Raw genomic sequence first — 15804 nt, 5'->3', positions numbered from 1 at the left:
GGGAAGGGTAACGACATGTCGAAATCCAAGCTTACCGTCCGCCAGACCGGCAGCCCGATCGGCCGCAAGCCCGAACAGCGTCAGACGCTGGTTGGCCTCGGCCTGAACAAGGTTGGCCGGACCAAGGAACTCGAAGACACTCCGGCTGTGCGCGGCATGATCCGCAAAGTGGCCCACCTGGTCGAGGTGGTCGGCGAATAAGGCCTCCGTGCCGCATCGCCGCCGCCCCAACCATCAAGACGTATCGGAAGATAGAACGATGAAACTCAACGAACTGTCCCCCGCTGAAGGCTCCACCAAGCAGCGCATGCGCATTGGCCGCGGCGTCGGCTCGGGCAAAGGCAAGACGGGTGGCCGCGGTGTTAAAGGTCAGAAGGCCCGTTCCGGCGTTGCCATCAATGGCTTCGAAGGCGGCCAGATGCCGATCTACATGCGCCTGCCGAAGCGGGGCTTCACTCCGCGCGGCCAGAAGACGATGTCCTGGGTCAACCTGGGCCGCGTCACCAAGGCGGTCGAAGCCGGCAAACTGGACGCTTCCAATGTGACGGAAGAAACGCTGGTCGCTTCCGGCCTCGTGCGCAACGTCCGTGACGGCGTTCGCCTGCTGGCCAAGGGCGCTGCCCCGAAAAACCTCAACATCACAGTGACCGGTGCCTCCAAGGCTGCCATCGAAGCCGTTGAAAAGGCTGGCGGCAAGGTGACGGTTACGGGTGCCGCGAAAGACACGGCTGCAGAATAAACAGCGGTTTTTACCCGGAACCCCTTCACAAACACCGTGACGCCGCCGATTTTGGCGGCGCACGCATTTTCAGGGAGATCGAGCGTCGATGGCCAATGCCGCAGAACAGATGGCTCGCAATGTAAATCTGGGAACCTTTGCCAAGGCCAAGGACCTCCAGAACCGCATCCTGTTTACTCTGGGCATGTTGCTGCTCTACCGGCTCGGCACATTCGTCCCGATTCCGGGTCTCGACCCGATCGCTTATGCCTCGATCTTCGAAAGCCAGTCCGGCGGCCTGCTGGGCAACATGAACATGTTTGCCGGCGGGGCAGTGGAGCGGATGGGCATCTTCGCCCTGAACGTGATGCCGTACATTACTGCCTCCATCATCATCCAGATGATGACCCAGGCCTCCCCGACGCTTGAGAAGCTGAAGAAGGAAGGCGAAGCCGGCCGCAAGCAGATAAACCAGTATACCCGCTACCTGACGCTGGCATTTGCGCTGGTTCAGTCCTTCGCGATCTCATCCGGCCTGTCGCATGTCCGGATCGATGGCATCGCCGGGCCGTTCTTCATCCTTACCGGTGTGGTGACCCTCACGGGCGGCACGATGCTGCTGATGTGGATGGGTGAGCAGATCACCGCCCGCGGCATCGGCAACGGCGTCTCACTGATCATCTTCGCCGGCATCGTGGCCGAGCTGCCCAAGGCGATCGTGAACCTGATCAGCCAGGCGCGTGCGACCTCGGTGAACGTGGTGTTCGTCATCGCGATTGCGGCCATGGTGATCGCTCTGGTCGTGTTCATCGTGTTCATGGAGCGGTCGCAGCGGCGGTTGCTGATTCAGTATCCGAAACGGCAGCAGGCGCATGGTGTGGCGCAGGGGCAGAAGAGCTTCCTGCCGCTGAAGATCAACACTGCGGGTGTGATTCCCCCGATCTTTGCTTCGGCCCTGCTGATGCTGCCGCTCACCGTTGTGGGCTTCATGGGCGGCAATGCGGCCGGTGCAGCGACGGACACGGAAGTGAATGGCATCCTTTCCTGGCTCGCTGCGAACTTCTCAGCCGGCACCTGGACGCACATCATCTCCTATTGTGTGCTCGTGATCTTCTTCACCTTCTTCTACACCTCGATCATGTTTAATCCCGAGGAAACGGCGGATAACCTCCGGAAATATGGCGGTTTTATCCCGGGCATCCGGCCGGGCTCCAACACGGCAGCCTACTTCGACTACGTCCTGACTCGCCTCACCGTGATCGGTGCGCTGTATTTGACCTTTGTCTGTGTTCTGCCCGAACTGCTTCGGCGTTATTACCCCGAGATCCCGTTTTACATCGGGGGTACGTCGCTGCTGATCGTGGTGTCGGTGACAATGGACACCGTGACGCAGATACAGTCGCATTTGATTGCGCATCAATATGAAGGCATGATCAAGAAGTCGAAGCTCGGGGGCCGGAAGAAATGAATCTAATACTGTTCGGGCCGCCTGCGGCCGGGAAAGGTACGCAGGCGAAACGCTTGGTTGAGGAGCGCGGTTTCATCCAGCTCTCCACAGGCGACATGCTGCGCGCCGCTCGCGCATCAGGCTCTGAACTGGGCCAGCGCGTTGCGACAATCATGGATGAAGGCGGCCTCGTTTCCGATGAGATCGTGATCGCCCTGATCGACGAACAGCTGACCGCCAACAAGGGGGCTGCCGGCTTCATTTTTGATGGATTCCCGCGCACGGTCGGTCAGGCCGGCGCCCTGGACGAGCTGCTGAAGTCCCGTGGCACCGAAGTGAACCGGGTTATCCGTCTGGTCGTCGATGACGAGCAGCTTCTGGCGCGCGTCACGAAGCGTTTTGAAGAGCAGGGGCGCAAGGACGACAATCCGGAAACCTTCTCGAAACGTCTTGAGAAATACTATGAGGACACAGCGCCTCTGGTGCCGATTTACGCTGAGCGGAGCATCCTGACGGAAGTCGACGGGATGGCCGCGATCGACGAGGTCGCAAAGCAGATCGACGCTGCGCTGAAAGAGACGGCATAAAGCTGGGATTCCGCTGTTGACGCGTTAATTTCCACGGCTATAAGCCTCCTTTCTTAGCTTAAGGCTTAATCGCCGGCGCGCGAGGCGGACCGTATTCCGGCTCGGCGCGCTTTTAATGTTTGAACAGTCCGCTTGAGGAGAACCGGCATTGGCCCGTATTGCAGGCGTAAATATCCCGACCAATAAGCGCGTCGTCATTGCGCTGCGGTACATCCATGGCATTGGTCCGGCCTTCGCACAGGAAATCTGCGAAAAGGTGGGCGTCGACGCATCTCGCCGCGTGAACGAACTGACCGACGCTGAGGTCATCAAGATCCGCGAAACGATCGACGCCGATTACATGGTCGAGGGTGATCTGCGCCGTGACACGTCCATGAACATCAAGCGCCTGATGGACCTTGGCTGCTACCGTGGCCTTCGCCATCGCCGTAAGCTGCCGGTTCGCGGTCAGCGGACGCACACCAACGCCCGTACCCGCAAGGGTCCGGCCAAGCCGATCGCCGGCAAGAAGAAGTAAGGGGTAGTTCGTCATGGCTCGTGAGACGACCCGCGTCCGCCGCAAGGAACGCAAGAACATCACCTCGGGTGTTGTTCATGTGAACTCCAGCTTCAACAACACGATGGTCACCATCACCGACGCACAGGGGAATACCATCTCCTGGTCTTCGTCGGGTACGATGGGCTTCAAGGGTTCGCGCAAGTCGACCCCGTATGCTGCCCAGATGGCGGCAGAAGATGCTGCCAAGAAGGCCATGGAGCATGGCCTGCAAACCGTCGAGGTTCTCGTCCGTGGTCCGGGTTCGGGCCGTGAGAGCGCGCTTCGTGCCCTTCAGGCTGCTGGCCTGACGGTTACGGCGATCAGCGACACGACGCCGATCCCGCACAATGGGTGCCGCCCGCCGAAACGCCGCCGCGTCTAAACGGATTGAACCTTCCCGGTGGCGCGACCATATCGCGCCGCCATCCGCTTTTTGAGGATCGCCACACATGGCCGAGAACACCGCCGTCAACGACCGTAACTGGAAAGAACTGATCCGCCCGAACCGCCCTGTGGTTCAGGCTGGATACGACCCGAAGCGCAAGGCGAAGCTCGTGATCGAGCCGCTGGAGCGTGGCTATGGTACGACGCTGGGCAACGCCCTGCGCCGCGTGCTGCTGTCCTCGCTGCAAGGGGCTGCCATCATTGGCGTCCAGATCGACAACGTCGTTCACGAATTCTCCGCCATTCCGGGCGTGCGTGAAGACGTCACCACGATCGTCCTGAACCTGAAGCAAGTCGCCATCTTCATGGAAAGCGACACCACCAAGCGCATGGTCCTGAAAGCGACCGGCCCGGGTGAAGTGAAAGCTGGCCAGATCGAGACCTCGGGCGATACGAAGATCCTCAACCCCGATCACGTGATCTGTACCCTCGATGACGGCGCTGAAGTCCGCATGGAATTCACCGTTGCTACCGGCAAGGGGTATGTCCCGGCCGAGGCACACCGTCCGGAAGACGCCCCGATCGGCTATATCCCGATTGACGCGATCTATTCACCGGTCCGCCGCGTCGGCTACCAGGTGGAAGACACGCGTGAAGGCACGAAGCTGGACTTCGACAAGCTGACCCTCGACATCGAAACCGATGGCTCGGTCACGCCGGAAGATTCCGTCGCTTACGCCGCTCGCATCCTGCAGGACCAGCTGCAGCTCTTCATCAACTTCGAAGAGCCGACGCTGGAAGCCGGCACCCAGACGGAAGAAACCGACCTCGGCTTCAACCCGGTCCTCCTCAAGAAGGTGGACGAGCTGGAACTGTCCGTGCGTTCGGCAAACTGCCTGAAGAACGACAACATTGTTTACATCGGTGACCTGATCCAGAAGTCGGAAGCGGAAATGCTGCGTACCCCGAACTTCGGCCGCAAGTCGCTGAACGAAATCAAGGAAGTCCTCGCTGGTCTTGGCCTGCACCTCGGCATGGAAGTGCCGGATTGGCCGCCGGAAGACATCGAAGGCCTTGCCAAGAAATACGACGACCACCTCTAGGACCCGAAAACAGCCGGGGGCCTGACCACCTCCTGTAAGGATTGAAACCATGCGCCATCGCCTTGGATACCGCAAACTGAACAAGACGACTTCGCACCGCAAGGCGATGTTCGCCAACATGGCCGCAAGCCTGATCGAGCATGAGCAGATCGTTACGACCCTGCCCAAAGCGAAGGAAATGGCGCCGCTGATGGACAAGCTGGTGACCTTGGCCAAGAAGGGCGATCTTGCTGCCCGCCGTCAGGCTCTCTCCAAGGTCCGCGACGAAGAGGCTGTCCGCAAGCTGTTCGACGTGTTCGGCGACCGCTACAAGGACCGCAACGGCGGCTACACCCGCGTGCTGAAAGCCGGCTTCCGCCATGGCGACAACGCACCGGTTGCTGTCCTGGAAATGGTCGACCGGGATGAGTCCGCCAAAGGCGCCGCCGACAAGGCCCGCCACGAGGCTGAACTCGAAGCCGGCGAATAATCCGCGCAAAGAATTTTCCGCAAGAAAATCAAAGAGCCCCGGAGTTTTCCTCCGGGGCTTTTTGTTTTTGCGGTTGACGCTTCTTCTCCGATCCATCATACGGCGCCTCCACTCAGCAGCGGAGAGTTCCGATGAATTATCGGTTCCCAAGTCAGACACGGAAGGACGGCGCCCTGGTTCAAGGACGCGATCCGTTCCGCATGGAGGTTGCTGGATAGGGGTGATGGTCAGCCCGATGGCCTGAAGGTCATATGCCGCCCTCCGCGCGTTCCGCCCGGAGGGTTTTCTTTTCTCTCTCACCCAAAGGGATTCGCGCGGAGGGCTTGTCAGGAGGAGTCTGCGGGCAGCAGACTGCGAGAAGATGAGTGAGTTTGAAGTGTTCGAGACCTTCGCCGGGGGCCGTATCAAGGCCTGGGTAAAAGGCGTGCCGCTCGAAGAGGCCGCACGTGAGCAGCTGGAAAATGTTGCCGGGCTGCCGTTCGTGCACTCGCACCTTGCCGTCATGCCTGACGTGCATTTCGGGCGCGGCGCGACGGTCGGCTCCGTCATTCCGACGAAAGGCGCGATTATTCCGGCCGCGGTCGGGGTCGACATCGGCTGCGGGATGATGGCGGTACGCACCAGCCTGACATCGAACGACCTGCCGGACAGCCTCTCGGCCGTCCGCAGCGAGATCGAGCGGAAGGTGCCGGTTGGCAACGGACCGGGCGGGAACCACAAGGATACCCCGTCGCGTGCGGCCTCGGCCCTGCGCCGGTCCGGGCTCGAGGAGCGGCTCGAGGCGATCCTGGTGAAGCACAAGCGCATCCAGCGCACGAAGTTTGCGACGCAGCTCGGCACGCTCGGCGGCGGGAACCATTTCATCGAACTTTGCCTCGATGAGGTGGACCGTGTCTGGGTCATGCTCCATTCCGGTTCGCGCGGGACGGGCAACATCCTCGGCACCTACTTCATCCAGGAAGCCCGCGAGGCGCTGGAGAAGCGGGTGCTCGGCTATCACGTGCCGGACAAGGATCTCGCCTTCTTCGTGGAAGGCGAGGAGTTGTTCGACGACTATGTCATGGCTGTCGGCTGGGCGCAGGACTATGCGCGCCTCAACCGCGAGGTGATGATGGACCGTGTGCTGATCGCCCTGCGTGATCTGCTCCCGGCCTTCACGCTCGGCAAGATGGCTGTGAACTGCCACCACAATTATGTGGAGCGGGAACACCATTTCGGCGCTGATGTCTGGGTCACCCGCAAGGGCGCCGTGCGCGCCGGCGCGGGGGAGTTTGGCATCATTCCGGGCTCGATGGGGGCGAAATCCTTCATCGTGCGCGGAAAGGGCCATGCGGAGTCGTTCTGCTCGTGCTCACATGGGGCAGGGCGGACCATGTCGCGTGCCGAGGCCAAGCGCACCTTCACGGTGGATGATCACCTCGCCGCAACGGCGGGTGTGGAATGCCGCAAGGACGCGGGCGTCATCGACGAAACGCCGATGGCCTACAAGGACATCAACGCCGTCATGGCCGCCCAATCGGACCTTGTGGACATCGTCCACACGCTGAAACAGGTCGTGTGTGTCAAAGGCTGATCGAATAAGTTTTGGCGCAGCCTTGACAGTTAACTGTGGCTCGTCTTATACGCCTCCTTCTTCTTGATCAGCCATCCGGATACGGATGGCTGCTCAAACCAAACAACGGACCAAACAGATGAAGCACGGTTGTACAGCAACAATCCTGCTCCTCAGTCGATGGGGAGCGCAGTCAGCGTCCCCCGCGCGTTTGCCGGTGGGCGCCTGACCTCAAATTTTTCTGACTTCAATCTGTCCGTGCCCGGCATCCTGGTCGGCGGACGATCTGGAAGGAGGTGGATCATGGGCAATCCCATGACCCGGCGCCCTGTGCGGCCACTCGGCCGTACCGGTGCCATGACGCCCTTGCTGCGGTTCCTTGCTGGAACGCACGCAGAAGCACTGGCCATCGTATGGCCTGCGCCGCATGCGGGTTTTCTGGCCCTGCCGTCCGCCCGCCGCCACGCGGCGGCGATCCTGCTTGCTCGTGATCTCGAACTGAACGAGATCGCCCGTCTTGTGGAATTTGGACGCGACGGGGATGTTGCGAAACATCTCATGCATGGCCAGGCAGCTGGCGGACTGATGAAGTCGCTGTCCCGGCTGGGCGAGATCCTGTGGGAGGCATCCGACTATAATCTGTTCCTGTCCCTGTTCTCCGACGAGAACACGGCGCAGGTGCTTCGGCACACGGACGAGATTCGTCCGGAACAGCTTCATCTGATCCGCAGGCTGCCGGTCCTGCTCCGGGTGCCGAAAATTCTTCGGCATATCCCGGACAGTAAGGGCGCTGTCGATGACCTGGCCGAAGCGTTCCGACTTGCCGTGCGCATGCGCGGCAAGGATCAGGCGGCGTCGGTTGCCCGCCGGTGGGAGCGGGCTGCATCGTCCGAACGCCTGTTCGACATGGCGGCGGAAGACCTGCAGCCCGTCCGCTTCGGCAACATGCTGGCCCCGCCGGACCTGCCGCCTGCCTTCTTCCGGGTCGGCGACAGGAAAACGCTGGAACAGGTCGCGCTGGAATTCCGCAATTGCCTGCGGGATTTCACCAGCGACATCGCGGCCGGGCATATGGCGGTCTACGTCCTGCGTGATGGCGTGGAACGGGCCGTCCTGGCCCTGCGCCGGGATACGGCTGGCTGGCGGCTCGCCGAGGCGAAAGGCAAGGACAATTCGGACCTGCGCGAGGAAACGCTCCGGTTCATTGTCGATGCCGTGGAACTGGCAGGCGGGCGGACAGGCGAGTCCAGCTGGGTTCTTGCCCGCCGGCTGCATGAGCATGTGTGCGGCCGGTGCGGTCCGGCGCATGTCCCGGTGCGGGAAACCTGGGAAGAACGGTTGATGCTGGGCTCTCTCTGGGACTGATCCGGGCGCCCGAAGGGAGGCGCCTCTCCGGAAACGGGGAGGCGTCTTCTCACGGAAGTATCTTGTACAGTCCGGAATTGCGGATAGGCTCAGCGCCGCCTATCGGAGCATTCCCCCATGATATTCGACCGTATCAAGCCGCTCGACGCCATCCTTGCGACTGCGGAAAAGAAGTCCCTGCACAGATCCCTCGGCGCCTTCCAGCTGACCATGCTCGGCATCGGCGCGGTGATCGGGACAGGCATTTTCGTGCTGACCGCCGCGGCGGCCCAGAAGGCCGGACCGGGCATGATGTTCTCTTTCGTCATCGCCGGGTTCGTCTGCGCGGTGGCGGCCCTTTGTTATTCAGAGCTCGCCTCCATGGTGCCTGTGTCGGGCTCTGCCTATACCTACACCTATGCCGTGATGGGGGAGCTGCTGGCCTGGATGGTCGGCTGGGCGCTGATCCTCGAATATGCCGTGGCAGCCTCGGCCGTGTGTGTCGGCTGGTCCGGGTACGTCATGGGCCTCGTCGAGAACTTAACCGGGTTCACCTTACCCGCGGCGCTCAGTAGCGGCCCGGCCTGGGGCTTTGCAGGCGGCATTCCGAGCGTCGACTTCAGCCATGGCGTGGTGAACCTGCCGGCCATCGTGGTGGCGGCCGTCGTCACGTGGCTGCTGGTCATCGGCACCAGCGAAAGCGCCTCGGTGAATGCCGTGCTCGTCGCCATCAAGGTCACGGCCCTTACGGCCTTCATCGTGCTGAGTTTACCGATCCTGAAGGGAGAGAACTTCACGCCGCTGATGCCAACGGGCCTCCTCGGCCATGACGGCCTCGGCGTCGTCGGAGCGGCGGCGACCATCTTTTTTGCCTATGTCGGCTTCGATGCAGTTTCGACAGCTGCGGAAGAGACCAAGAACCCGCAGCGCAATGTACCGATCGGACTGCTCGGCTCTCTGGCCATCTGTACCGTGTTTTATTTCCTCGTGGCAGCGGGTGTGGTCGGCACGGTTGGGGCCCAGCCGGTGCGCGATGCCGCCGGCGCGGTCCTGCCACCGGATGGGGCAGGTTTTGCCGCCCGCTGCGCCGAACTCCGGGCGGTGGGCGAGGCCCCCATCGTCTGTTCGGACGAGGCGCTCGCCGAAACGCTCCGCACCATCGGCTTCCCGGTGATCGGCAACCTTGTCGGCCTCGCGGCCTCCATCGCGCTGCCTTCGGTGATCCTGATGATGATCTATGGCCAGACGCGGATCTTCTTCGTCATGGCCCGCGACGGCCTGCTGCCCGAAAACCTCGCCGATGTGCACCCGAAGTTCAGGACACCGTGGAAGATGACCATCTTCACCGGTATCTGCGTGGCCATTGCGGCGGCCTTCTTCCCGGTTGGCCAGCTGGCGGACATTTCGAACTCCGGCACGCTGTTCGCCTTCTTCATGGTGGCGATTGCGGTGATGATGCTGCGTCGGACGGATCCGGACCGGTTCCGCCCGTTCCGCACGCCGTTTGTCTGGATCATCGCGCCGATCGCCGCGATCGGTTGTCTTGGCCTCTATCTGAACCTGCCCTTCGTGGCGAAAATGGTTCTGCCGGTCTGGGGTGCCATCGGGCTCGCGATCTATTTCTTCTACAGCCGCAAACGCAGCCATGTCGGCCTTGGCCTGATCGAAGTACACGAGGAAGATTCCGACGTACCGCCCTCGGCGGCGCCGCCGATCTGACGGAACGGGGATTGGAACTCTCTCGCGGCGAGGCTATCCTGCTGCGGGACAATAAGAAACCGGAGGAAATGAGATGGCTGACGGACACGCCGGCGGCGAACGCGCAAAATTCCGCGAAATGCTGGAAGGCACCAAGGAAGACTGGGATATCATCGCGGAGAATTCCCGCATCTTCAACAAGGGCCTCGCCAAGCGGGTGCTGGACCACCTCCGCCTGCTGGATGGCGATTTCGGCGGCTTCCCGATCGACCGGCTTGAGCACTCGCTGCAGACGGCGACCCGCGCCCACCGGGACGGGCGAGACGAGGAATATGTCGTCTGCGCCCTGCTACACGATATCGGCGACACGCTGGGCAGCATGAACCATCCGGACGTGGCTGCCGCGATCCTCAAGCCGTTCGTTTCCGAGGAAAACCTCTGGATGGTCGCCAATCATGGCGCGTTCCAGGGCTATTACTTCTTCGAGTATCTCGGCCTCGACAAGAATATGCGCGAACAGTTCAAGGACAGCCCGCACTACCAGCGCTGCGCCGAGTTCTGCCACAAGTATGATCAGGCGGCTTTCGACCCGGATTATGAAAGCGAGCCGCTGGAATTTTTCGAGCAGATGGTGGAGCGCGTCTTCTCCAAGCCGAAGAACTCCATGTATCTGAAAGCCATGAAAAACGCGGAATAGTCCGCAGGCAGACCGCCAAAAAGGCCCGTACCCAAAGGATACGGGCCTTTTTTCATGCAGTTGCCGGGGTTTGCGTCAGCTTTCCTTCACTTCGCATTTGCCCGGATAGGCGACACTGACGCCTTCGGCATAGGCTTCGCAGCGGTTGCCATAGGTCTTGCCGTCGCAACCGCAGACCGGGCGGTATTCCTTGGTGCAGATCGGGCCCGTCTTCCGGCAGACGCCGGCAGCATCCGCGATCGAGTGGCATGCGCCATCTTCAAAGATGCAGGTCAGGCCGTCATCGCACTGGAAGGCGGCGATGCCACCGCACATAGCGCCTTCGCCGGTCGCGGGGGCTTCCGCGGGGGTCTCCACGGGCGCGGCCACTTCGTCGGCTGGAACGGCCCGGTCAGGCACAACGCCCGGTTCGAGAAACCAGGCGCAACCGGCGAGAAAGATTGAGGAAAATAAAAGGATGGCGAGGCGCATGGGATTCTCCTTTCGGGAGAACAGCCTGCGCCTCGCCATCATTTTTGGCAAGTCTGGAGCCGGGGCTTAGCCCTTGGCTTTGCCTTCAGCGACGAGCGAGAACATGTTCTGGCCGTGCTGGCCGCCGGAAGTGAAGGCCGGCAGTGTCTTGCTGGTGTCGGTGATCTCGTCCCACTTGGCCGCAACGGCTTCGGCGGTCAGCTCTTCGCCCTGGCCGACATAGGCGCCGCGGGTTTCGACGATGCGGGCCATCGAGAAGGCACCGGCGCCAGCCGACAGGATCAGGCCGGTCGGAGCGTCGTCTTTCACCAGGTTCATCACGCCCGGCGTGACATATTCCGGCTTCAGCTGTTCCAGCGCTTCCGGCGGCATCAGGCCTTCGGTCATGCGTGTCGCGGCGACCGGGCAGACGGCGTTGATCTTGATGTCGTTCTTCGCGCCTTCGATTTTCAGGGTGTTCATCATGCCGACCACGCCCAGCTTGCCGGCGCCATAGTTGGCCTGGCCGAAATTGCCATAGAGGCCGGTGGAGGAGGTGGTCACGACGATACGGCCGTAGTTCTGGGCTTTCATGATGTCCCAGGCAGCATGCACCGGCAGGAACGTGCCGCGCAGGTGAACGGCGAGAACCAGGTCGATGTCCTGGGTCGTCATTTTCGAGAACGACTTGTCGCGCAGGATACCGGCATTGGCGATGATGATGTCAATGCGACCCCATTTTTCCATGGTGTCGTCGATCATTTTCTTCACGCCGGCTTCGTCAGCGACGGACGAGCCGTTGGAGATGGCTTCGCCACCCATGGCTTCGATTTCCTTCACCACGGCTTCTGCGGCGTCGGAGCTGCCGCCCGAACCGTCCATCGACGCACCGAGGTCGTTGATGACGACTTTTGCGCCGCGGCGGGCGAGTTCGAGGGCGTGGCAGCGGCCAAGACCGCCGCCGGCACCCGTAACAATGGCAACGCGACCGTCAAAACGGATGTCAGACATGGGCTTTCTCCTGAAAAGTTTGGGGGTTTCACACCAGACGCTCACGTCAACGTCAAGCACATCCCTTACGTCAGCCCTTGCGCGTGTTGTCGCGGTGTGTATCCGTTCCATTCTGGAATTCACCAGAGGAGGAAACATCATGCTCGCTTATGTCACGCTCGGCTCGAATGATACGGCCAGGGCCTGCGCCTTCTATGACGCGGTTCTCGGCGAAATGGGGGCCAAGCAGGTCTTCAATAATGGCCGACTTCACTTCTACGGCACGGGGCCGGGCGCGCCCATGCTGGCAATCGGCGGCCCGTACGACGAGAAGGCGGCGACCTGCGGCAACGGCGTGATGCCGGCGCTTGCCTGCCCGGACAATGCGACGGTCGACAAGGTCTACAAGAAGGCCATCGAACTCGGTGCCAAGGACGAAGGCGAACCCGGCAACCGCATGCCGACCTTCTACGGCGCCTATTTCCGCGACCCGGACGGCAACAAGATCTGCGTCTGCAAGCTGGGCTAAGTGGTTTCGTCTCCTCTCCGGTGGGGAGGGGACGTCACCTCGCTCCGGATATCTGTTCGAGCCGCGCATTGGCGTTTTGGCACCAGTGACAATCCACGTCCGGGGCGAGTTGGAGCGCCCGCCTGAAGGCATCTGCCGCCTCAGCCTCATGGCCACAGGCCAGCAGGCCTTCCCCCAGACTGTCCCTGAGATTGCCATCGTCGGGAAATTGGCCAGCATTCAGCCGCAGCAGGGCGGTCGACCAATCGCAATCATCTTCCCTGAGCCGTTGGAAGCCGATGCGGTTCAGGATGGCGGGGTTTTCTACAGGCCGGCCAAGCCCGGCTTCCATGAAGGACAGCAAGATGCCGGCCTCTGATGCCGTATGGCTGTCCATGAATCGGTAGACGAGTTCATAGCTCAAAGGAGCGATCGGCGGCGGCACATAGTTCTCATCGCGGGCCAGTCTGGCGACGCGCCAGGCGATCGAGTCGACAGCTTCCGGCAGGGACACATTTGTCAGGAACACGACGACCAGGTCCTCGTCCACAAACCGGATGAGATCTGCGAAGAAGAGGCCATTCGACCCATTGTGCGTGACAATGCGGCGGCCATCGTTCGTGCTCTGAATACTCCAACCATAGCCATAAAATGTCGTGCCGCCTTCAGTCTCCGGAACATGAGGTGCCTGGAGCAGGGCGACGCTTTCTCGGCTCAGCACCGTTCCGTCACGCAGGGCCTTGTGCCAGTTGTAGAGATCACCGGTCGTTGAGTGCAGGTCGCCCTTGCCAATGCCGAACCAGGTGACCGGACCGTTGCCCCATTGCCGGAAAGTAGTTCCCCAGCTTTTCCAGGTGGCGGTCTCCAGGTCGAAATAGTATCCGTTCGCGATCCGGTCCGCGCGCCAGTCCGGCTGCAGATACCCGGTCTGGCTCAAGCCAGCTGGTTCCAGAAGGTGTTGTTGAAGATAGTCCTCAAAGGGTTGGCCGGACGTTTGCTCCACGATCGCCGCCAAAAGGGTATAGCCGGTATTGGCATACTCATGACGGGTGCCAGGTTCGGTTGCGAGGGTTGAGGCAAAGAAGGCCGTCAGGAAGTCTTCCTTGCTGGCTTCATCATAGCGAAAGCCAAGATCCTGACGGGAGATGCCGCCTGTGTGGGTCAGCAGCTGGTGCACCGTGATCCCAGCCTTGTCTTTGGGGGTGTCGTCAAACAGATCCCCAAGCGTGTCGCCGAGGTGGAGTTTGTCCTGTTCTACAAGTTTGAGAATGGCTGCCGCGGTGAACTGCTTGGTGACCGAGCCGATGTTGAACACGGTCTCCGGCGAAACCTTCACGCCCGCCTCATAGTCAGCATACCCATACCCTCTGGATAAAAGCACCTCATCGCCCTTCGCGACCAGGACAGCGCCCGAGAAATGATGGGGCTCGGCAGCTGACAGGAAGGCGTCGATCCGTTGCGCGAGACGGGAGTCGTCTTCGGCAAAGGCCGGACACGGCAATACGAATGCCAGCACAGGGATCGCCAGAACGACGAGCCTTTTGAGGATATTTGGCAATACCTTACTCCGGTATCAGGATTGAACTGATCAGTCCGGCCGCTGGTCTTCCAGCTGCCCGGCATAGAAGCTGCGAATGTCCTTCACCAGAGCGTCCAGCGCACCCTCGTTCAGGTACATCATGTGGCCGCCCTGATAGTAGGTCATTTCTACCCGGTCCTGCGGGATGCCATAGCGGGCGAAGGTGATCTCCGCGTCGAAGAAGGGGCAGATCAGGTCGTAATAGCCGCTCGCGACCATGACGTTCAGGCCGGTATTGTGGCGCATCGCCGTGGTCAGCTTGCGCCCCGCATTCACATAGTGCGGCTCCCAGTACTGGCCTTCCGGCACATCGCGGAAATTCCACTGCTCGCCGGCCTCCGGGCTGGAGACCATATAGGGCCGGTTCATCTCAACGCCGAGGTCGGTGGCGAGATACTGGTTCATCAGGGCCGAATAGGCCGAGCTGACCGCATAACTCGACACGTCATCTTCCGGGCCTTCGGCGATGTCGTCGGCCTCATCCCCCAGATAACGCCCGTCGAGCCGACCAAGTGCCACCCCCTCATCCCGCAGCAGCTCTTTCTGGAACCGGTGCATCAGGATGCGAAGGTTCGAGGTCTCGATATATTGCGGGTCGAGCCCCGTAAAAAAGACGAGCTTGTCGCGGATATAGGTGCGCTCCTCCGGGCTCAGCCGGTCGCCTTTCCAGAGGGCGGGGCCGTATTCGTCGCGGGCGAAGGCGCGGGCCTCTGCCAGGAACTCCGCTTGCGGAATGCCTTGTCCGGCGCGGCCGTGATACTGTGCCACCGCGGCCATCGAGGGCAGGTAGGTGACATAGGAATAGACATTGTCATGGACGGAGGTGGACCCCTCATAGTCCAGTGCCTGCGAGACCAGCACGATGCCGTTGAGGGCAATGTCCACGTCGCCCACCGTCAGCTCATCGGCCAGATAAGCCGCGCGCGTCGTGCCGAAGCTTTCACCGATCAGGTATTTCGGGGCGTTCCAGCGCTTGTGCTTGGTAATCCAGATGCGGATGAATTCCGCGATGGATTCCTTGTCGCCCGCTTCGCTCCAGTAATCCTTGTTCTCGCCTTCGCCGATGGCCTGGCTGAAGCCGGTGCCGACCGGGTCGATGAAGACGAGATCCGTCATGTCCAGGATGGAGAGCGGATTGTCTACCATCCGATAAGGCGCGGCGCCATCATCCTCGTCGGCGTCGCTGGCCACCACAACGCGCTTCGGGCCGAGCAGGCCAAGATGCAGCCAGACCGAGGCAGAGCCCGGCCCGCCATTGAATACGAACGTCACCGGCCGGTCGGACCCGGCCTTCTCCTGAACGTAGGAGATCGTGAACAGGCTCGCCGCGGGCTTGCCCTCATCATTCTTGATCTGCGTCTCGCCCGCCTCGACCTTGTAGGACATTTTCTGCCGGCCGAACGTGCCGGAATGCTGGGTGACGAACATCACCGGCTCGGGCACGGGCCTGGAAGTTGTATTGGCTTCGGTTTCCTTTGCCGCTTCGGCGCTGTCGGTTTCGGCAAAGGCAGGGGCGGTCATGGCCATCAGGGCAGCCATGAAAAGAGCGCGCAGTTTCATTTGGGTCACTTCTCCTCGGCATCGGGCGGGCCGTCTCCCAGGAGATGGCGCCAGAGGCCTGAATACTAAGGCGAAAACCTATCCATCGCTTTTCGGGACGTCAAATGAAGGTTGAACCGGGTGTGCGATTGGCGGGCGCCCTGCCTGCCGGTTCGCCGCCTGCCTGGCATCGCATCCGGC

17 protein-coding genes are annotated in these 15804 nt (G+C 61.4%); 13 read left to right on the top strand and 4 right to left on the bottom strand.

The window, feature by feature from the left end; genetic code table 11:
- Positions 1–15 precede the first annotated feature (15 nt).
- The 12 genes from rpmD (at position 16) to HY26_RS11395 (ending at position 10537) form a co-directional block, all read left to right on the top strand.
- Positions 16–201: a 50S ribosomal protein L30 gene (gene rpmD / locus HY26_RS11450; protein WP_034765840.1), complete on the top strand. Its 186-nt coding sequence runs from the start codon at positions 16–18 to the stop codon at positions 199–201.
- Positions 202–259: 58 nt separating this feature from the next.
- On the top strand, positions 260–739 hold the full coding sequence (gene rplO, locus HY26_RS11445; RefSeq protein WP_034765841.1) for a 50S ribosomal protein L15: 480 nt from the start codon (positions 260–262) through the stop codon (positions 737–739).
- A gap of 88 nt (positions 740–827) precedes the next feature.
- Positions 828–2186, top strand: a complete 1359-nt coding sequence (secY, locus tag HY26_RS11440) for a preprotein translocase subunit SecY (protein ID WP_034765843.1) — start codon at positions 828–830, stop codon at positions 2184–2186.
- A complete protein-coding gene (locus HY26_RS11435; RefSeq protein WP_034765846.1) occupies positions 2183–2752 on the top strand; it encodes an adenylate kinase in 570 nt (189 codons plus the stop codon). The genes secY and HY26_RS11435 overlap by 4 nt, the downstream gene beginning before the upstream one ends.
- Positions 2753–2900: 148 nt before the next feature.
- Positions 2901–3269 (top strand): 30S ribosomal protein S13, encoded by a 369-nt coding sequence (rpsM, locus tag HY26_RS11430; protein ID WP_034765849.1) that lies wholly within the window; start codon positions 2901–2903, stop codon positions 3267–3269.
- Between the two features lie 13 nt (positions 3270–3282).
- Positions 3283–3672 carry a 30S ribosomal protein S11 gene (gene rpsK, locus HY26_RS11425; RefSeq protein WP_034765851.1) on the top strand — a complete coding sequence of 130 codons (390 nt, stop codon included), beginning with the start codon at positions 3283–3285 and terminating at the stop codon, positions 3670–3672.
- A 67-nt stretch (positions 3673–3739) separates the two neighbouring features.
- Positions 3740–4777, top strand: coding sequence for a DNA-directed RNA polymerase subunit alpha (locus HY26_RS11420; protein ID WP_034765854.1), 1038 nt, complete (start codon positions 3740–3742; stop codon positions 4775–4777).
- Between the two features lie 49 nt (positions 4778–4826).
- A complete protein-coding gene (gene rplQ, locus HY26_RS11415; RefSeq protein ID WP_034765855.1) occupies positions 4827–5246 on the top strand; it encodes a 50S ribosomal protein L17 in 420 nt (139 codons plus the stop codon).
- A gap of 361 nt (positions 5247–5607) precedes the next feature.
- Positions 5608–6819 carry an RtcB family protein gene (locus tag HY26_RS11410; protein ID WP_112073641.1) on the top strand — a complete coding sequence of 404 codons (1212 nt, stop codon included), beginning with the start codon at positions 5608–5610 and terminating at the stop codon, positions 6817–6819.
- Positions 6820–7101: 282 nt separating this feature from the next.
- The gene (locus HY26_RS11405) at positions 7102–8163 is read left to right on the top strand and encodes a hypothetical protein (protein WP_112073640.1); all 1062 of its coding nucleotides are present in this window, start codon (positions 7102–7104) and stop codon (positions 8161–8163) included.
- Between the two features lie 117 nt (positions 8164–8280).
- Positions 8281–9861, top strand: coding sequence for an amino acid permease (locus tag HY26_RS11400; RefSeq protein WP_034765858.1), 1581 nt, complete (start codon positions 8281–8283; stop codon positions 9859–9861).
- A 73-nt stretch (positions 9862–9934) separates the two neighbouring features.
- Complete coding sequence (locus HY26_RS11395; protein WP_112073639.1) at positions 9935–10537, top strand: HD domain-containing protein; 603 nt, start codon at positions 9935–9937, stop codon at positions 10535–10537.
- A 75-nt stretch (positions 10538–10612) separates the two neighbouring features.
- Here HY26_RS11395 and HY26_RS11390 read toward each other — a convergent pair whose 3' ends face one another.
- Both HY26_RS11390 and HY26_RS11385 read right to left on the bottom strand, forming a co-directional pair.
- On the bottom strand, positions 10613–11008 hold the full coding sequence (locus HY26_RS11390) for a Kazal-type serine protease inhibitor (RefSeq protein WP_112073638.1): 396 nt from the start codon (positions 11006–11008) through the stop codon (positions 10613–10615).
- Positions 11009–11074: 66 nt separating this feature from the next.
- The gene (locus HY26_RS11385; protein WP_034765866.1) at positions 11075–11998 is read right to left on the bottom strand and encodes an SDR family NAD(P)-dependent oxidoreductase; all 924 of its coding nucleotides are present in this window, start codon (positions 11996–11998) and stop codon (positions 11075–11077) included.
- Positions 11999–12137: 139 nt separating this feature from the next.
- Between HY26_RS11385 and HY26_RS11380 the strand changes: the two genes are divergently transcribed.
- Entirely contained in the window at positions 12138–12506 is a 369-nt protein-coding gene (locus tag HY26_RS11380) for a VOC family protein (RefSeq protein WP_112073637.1), read from the top strand.
- Positions 12507–12540: 34 nt separating this feature from the next.
- Here HY26_RS11380 and HY26_RS11375 read toward each other — a convergent pair whose 3' ends face one another.
- Positions 12541–14043: a serine hydrolase domain-containing protein gene (locus HY26_RS11375; protein WP_112073636.1), complete on the bottom strand. Its 1503-nt coding sequence runs from the start codon at positions 14041–14043 to the stop codon at positions 12541–12543.
- Between the two features lie 30 nt (positions 14044–14073).
- Complete coding sequence (locus tag HY26_RS11370) at positions 14074–15624, bottom strand: S10 family peptidase (protein WP_112073635.1); 1551 nt, start codon at positions 15622–15624, stop codon at positions 14074–14076.
- Between the last annotated feature and the right edge of the window lie 180 nt (positions 15625–15804).

The organism is Hyphomonas sp. GM-8P (assembly GCF_003263315.1).
In the GTDB taxonomy this organism is placed as follows: Bacteria; Pseudomonadota; Alphaproteobacteria; order Caulobacterales; family Hyphomonadaceae; genus Hyphomonas.
This window is presented reverse-complemented; position numbering and strand designations above follow the sequence as displayed.

What these genes read in the sequence shown, in the direction of transcription:
- HY26_RS11395 (WP_112073639.1), top strand. Translation starts at nt 9,935, where the DNA reads ATGGCTGACGGACACGCCGGCGGCGAACGCGCAAAATTCCGCGAAATG.
- HY26_RS11435 (WP_034765846.1), top strand. Translation starts at nt 2,183, where the DNA reads ATGAATCTAATACTGTTCGGGCCGCCTGCGGCCGGGAAAGGTACGCAG.
- rpmD (WP_034765840.1), top strand. Translation starts at nt 16, where the DNA reads ATGTCGAAATCCAAGCTTACCGTCCGCCAGACCGGCAGCCCGATCGGC.
- HY26_RS11390 (WP_112073638.1), bottom strand. Translation starts at nt 11,008, where the DNA reads ATGCGCCTCGCCATCCTTTTATTTTCCTCAATCTTTCTCGCCGGTTGC.
- HY26_RS11370 (WP_112073635.1), bottom strand. Translation starts at nt 15,624, where the DNA reads ATGAAACTGCGCGCTCTTTTCATGGCTGCCCTGATGGCCATGACCGCC.
- HY26_RS11385 (WP_034765866.1), bottom strand. Translation starts at nt 11,998, where the DNA reads ATGTCTGACATCCGTTTTGACGGTCGCGTTGCCATTGTTACGGGTGCC.
- HY26_RS11405 (WP_112073640.1), top strand. Translation starts at nt 7,102, where the DNA reads ATGGGCAATCCCATGACCCGGCGCCCTGTGCGGCCACTCGGCCGTACC.
- HY26_RS11400 (WP_034765858.1), top strand. Translation starts at nt 8,281, where the DNA reads ATGATATTCGACCGTATCAAGCCGCTCGACGCCATCCTTGCGACTGCG.
- HY26_RS11420 (WP_034765854.1), top strand. Translation starts at nt 3,740, where the DNA reads ATGGCCGAGAACACCGCCGTCAACGACCGTAACTGGAAAGAACTGATC.
- secY (WP_034765843.1), top strand. Translation starts at nt 828, where the DNA reads ATGGCCAATGCCGCAGAACAGATGGCTCGCAATGTAAATCTGGGAACC.
- HY26_RS11380 (WP_112073637.1), top strand. Translation starts at nt 12,138, where the DNA reads ATGCTCGCTTATGTCACGCTCGGCTCGAATGATACGGCCAGGGCCTGC.
- rplQ (WP_034765855.1), top strand. Translation starts at nt 4,827, where the DNA reads ATGCGCCATCGCCTTGGATACCGCAAACTGAACAAGACGACTTCGCAC.
- rpsK (WP_034765851.1), top strand. Translation starts at nt 3,283, where the DNA reads ATGGCTCGTGAGACGACCCGCGTCCGCCGCAAGGAACGCAAGAACATC.
- HY26_RS11410 (WP_112073641.1), top strand. Translation starts at nt 5,608, where the DNA reads ATGAGTGAGTTTGAAGTGTTCGAGACCTTCGCCGGGGGCCGTATCAAG.
- rplO (WP_034765841.1), top strand. Translation starts at nt 260, where the DNA reads ATGAAACTCAACGAACTGTCCCCCGCTGAAGGCTCCACCAAGCAGCGC.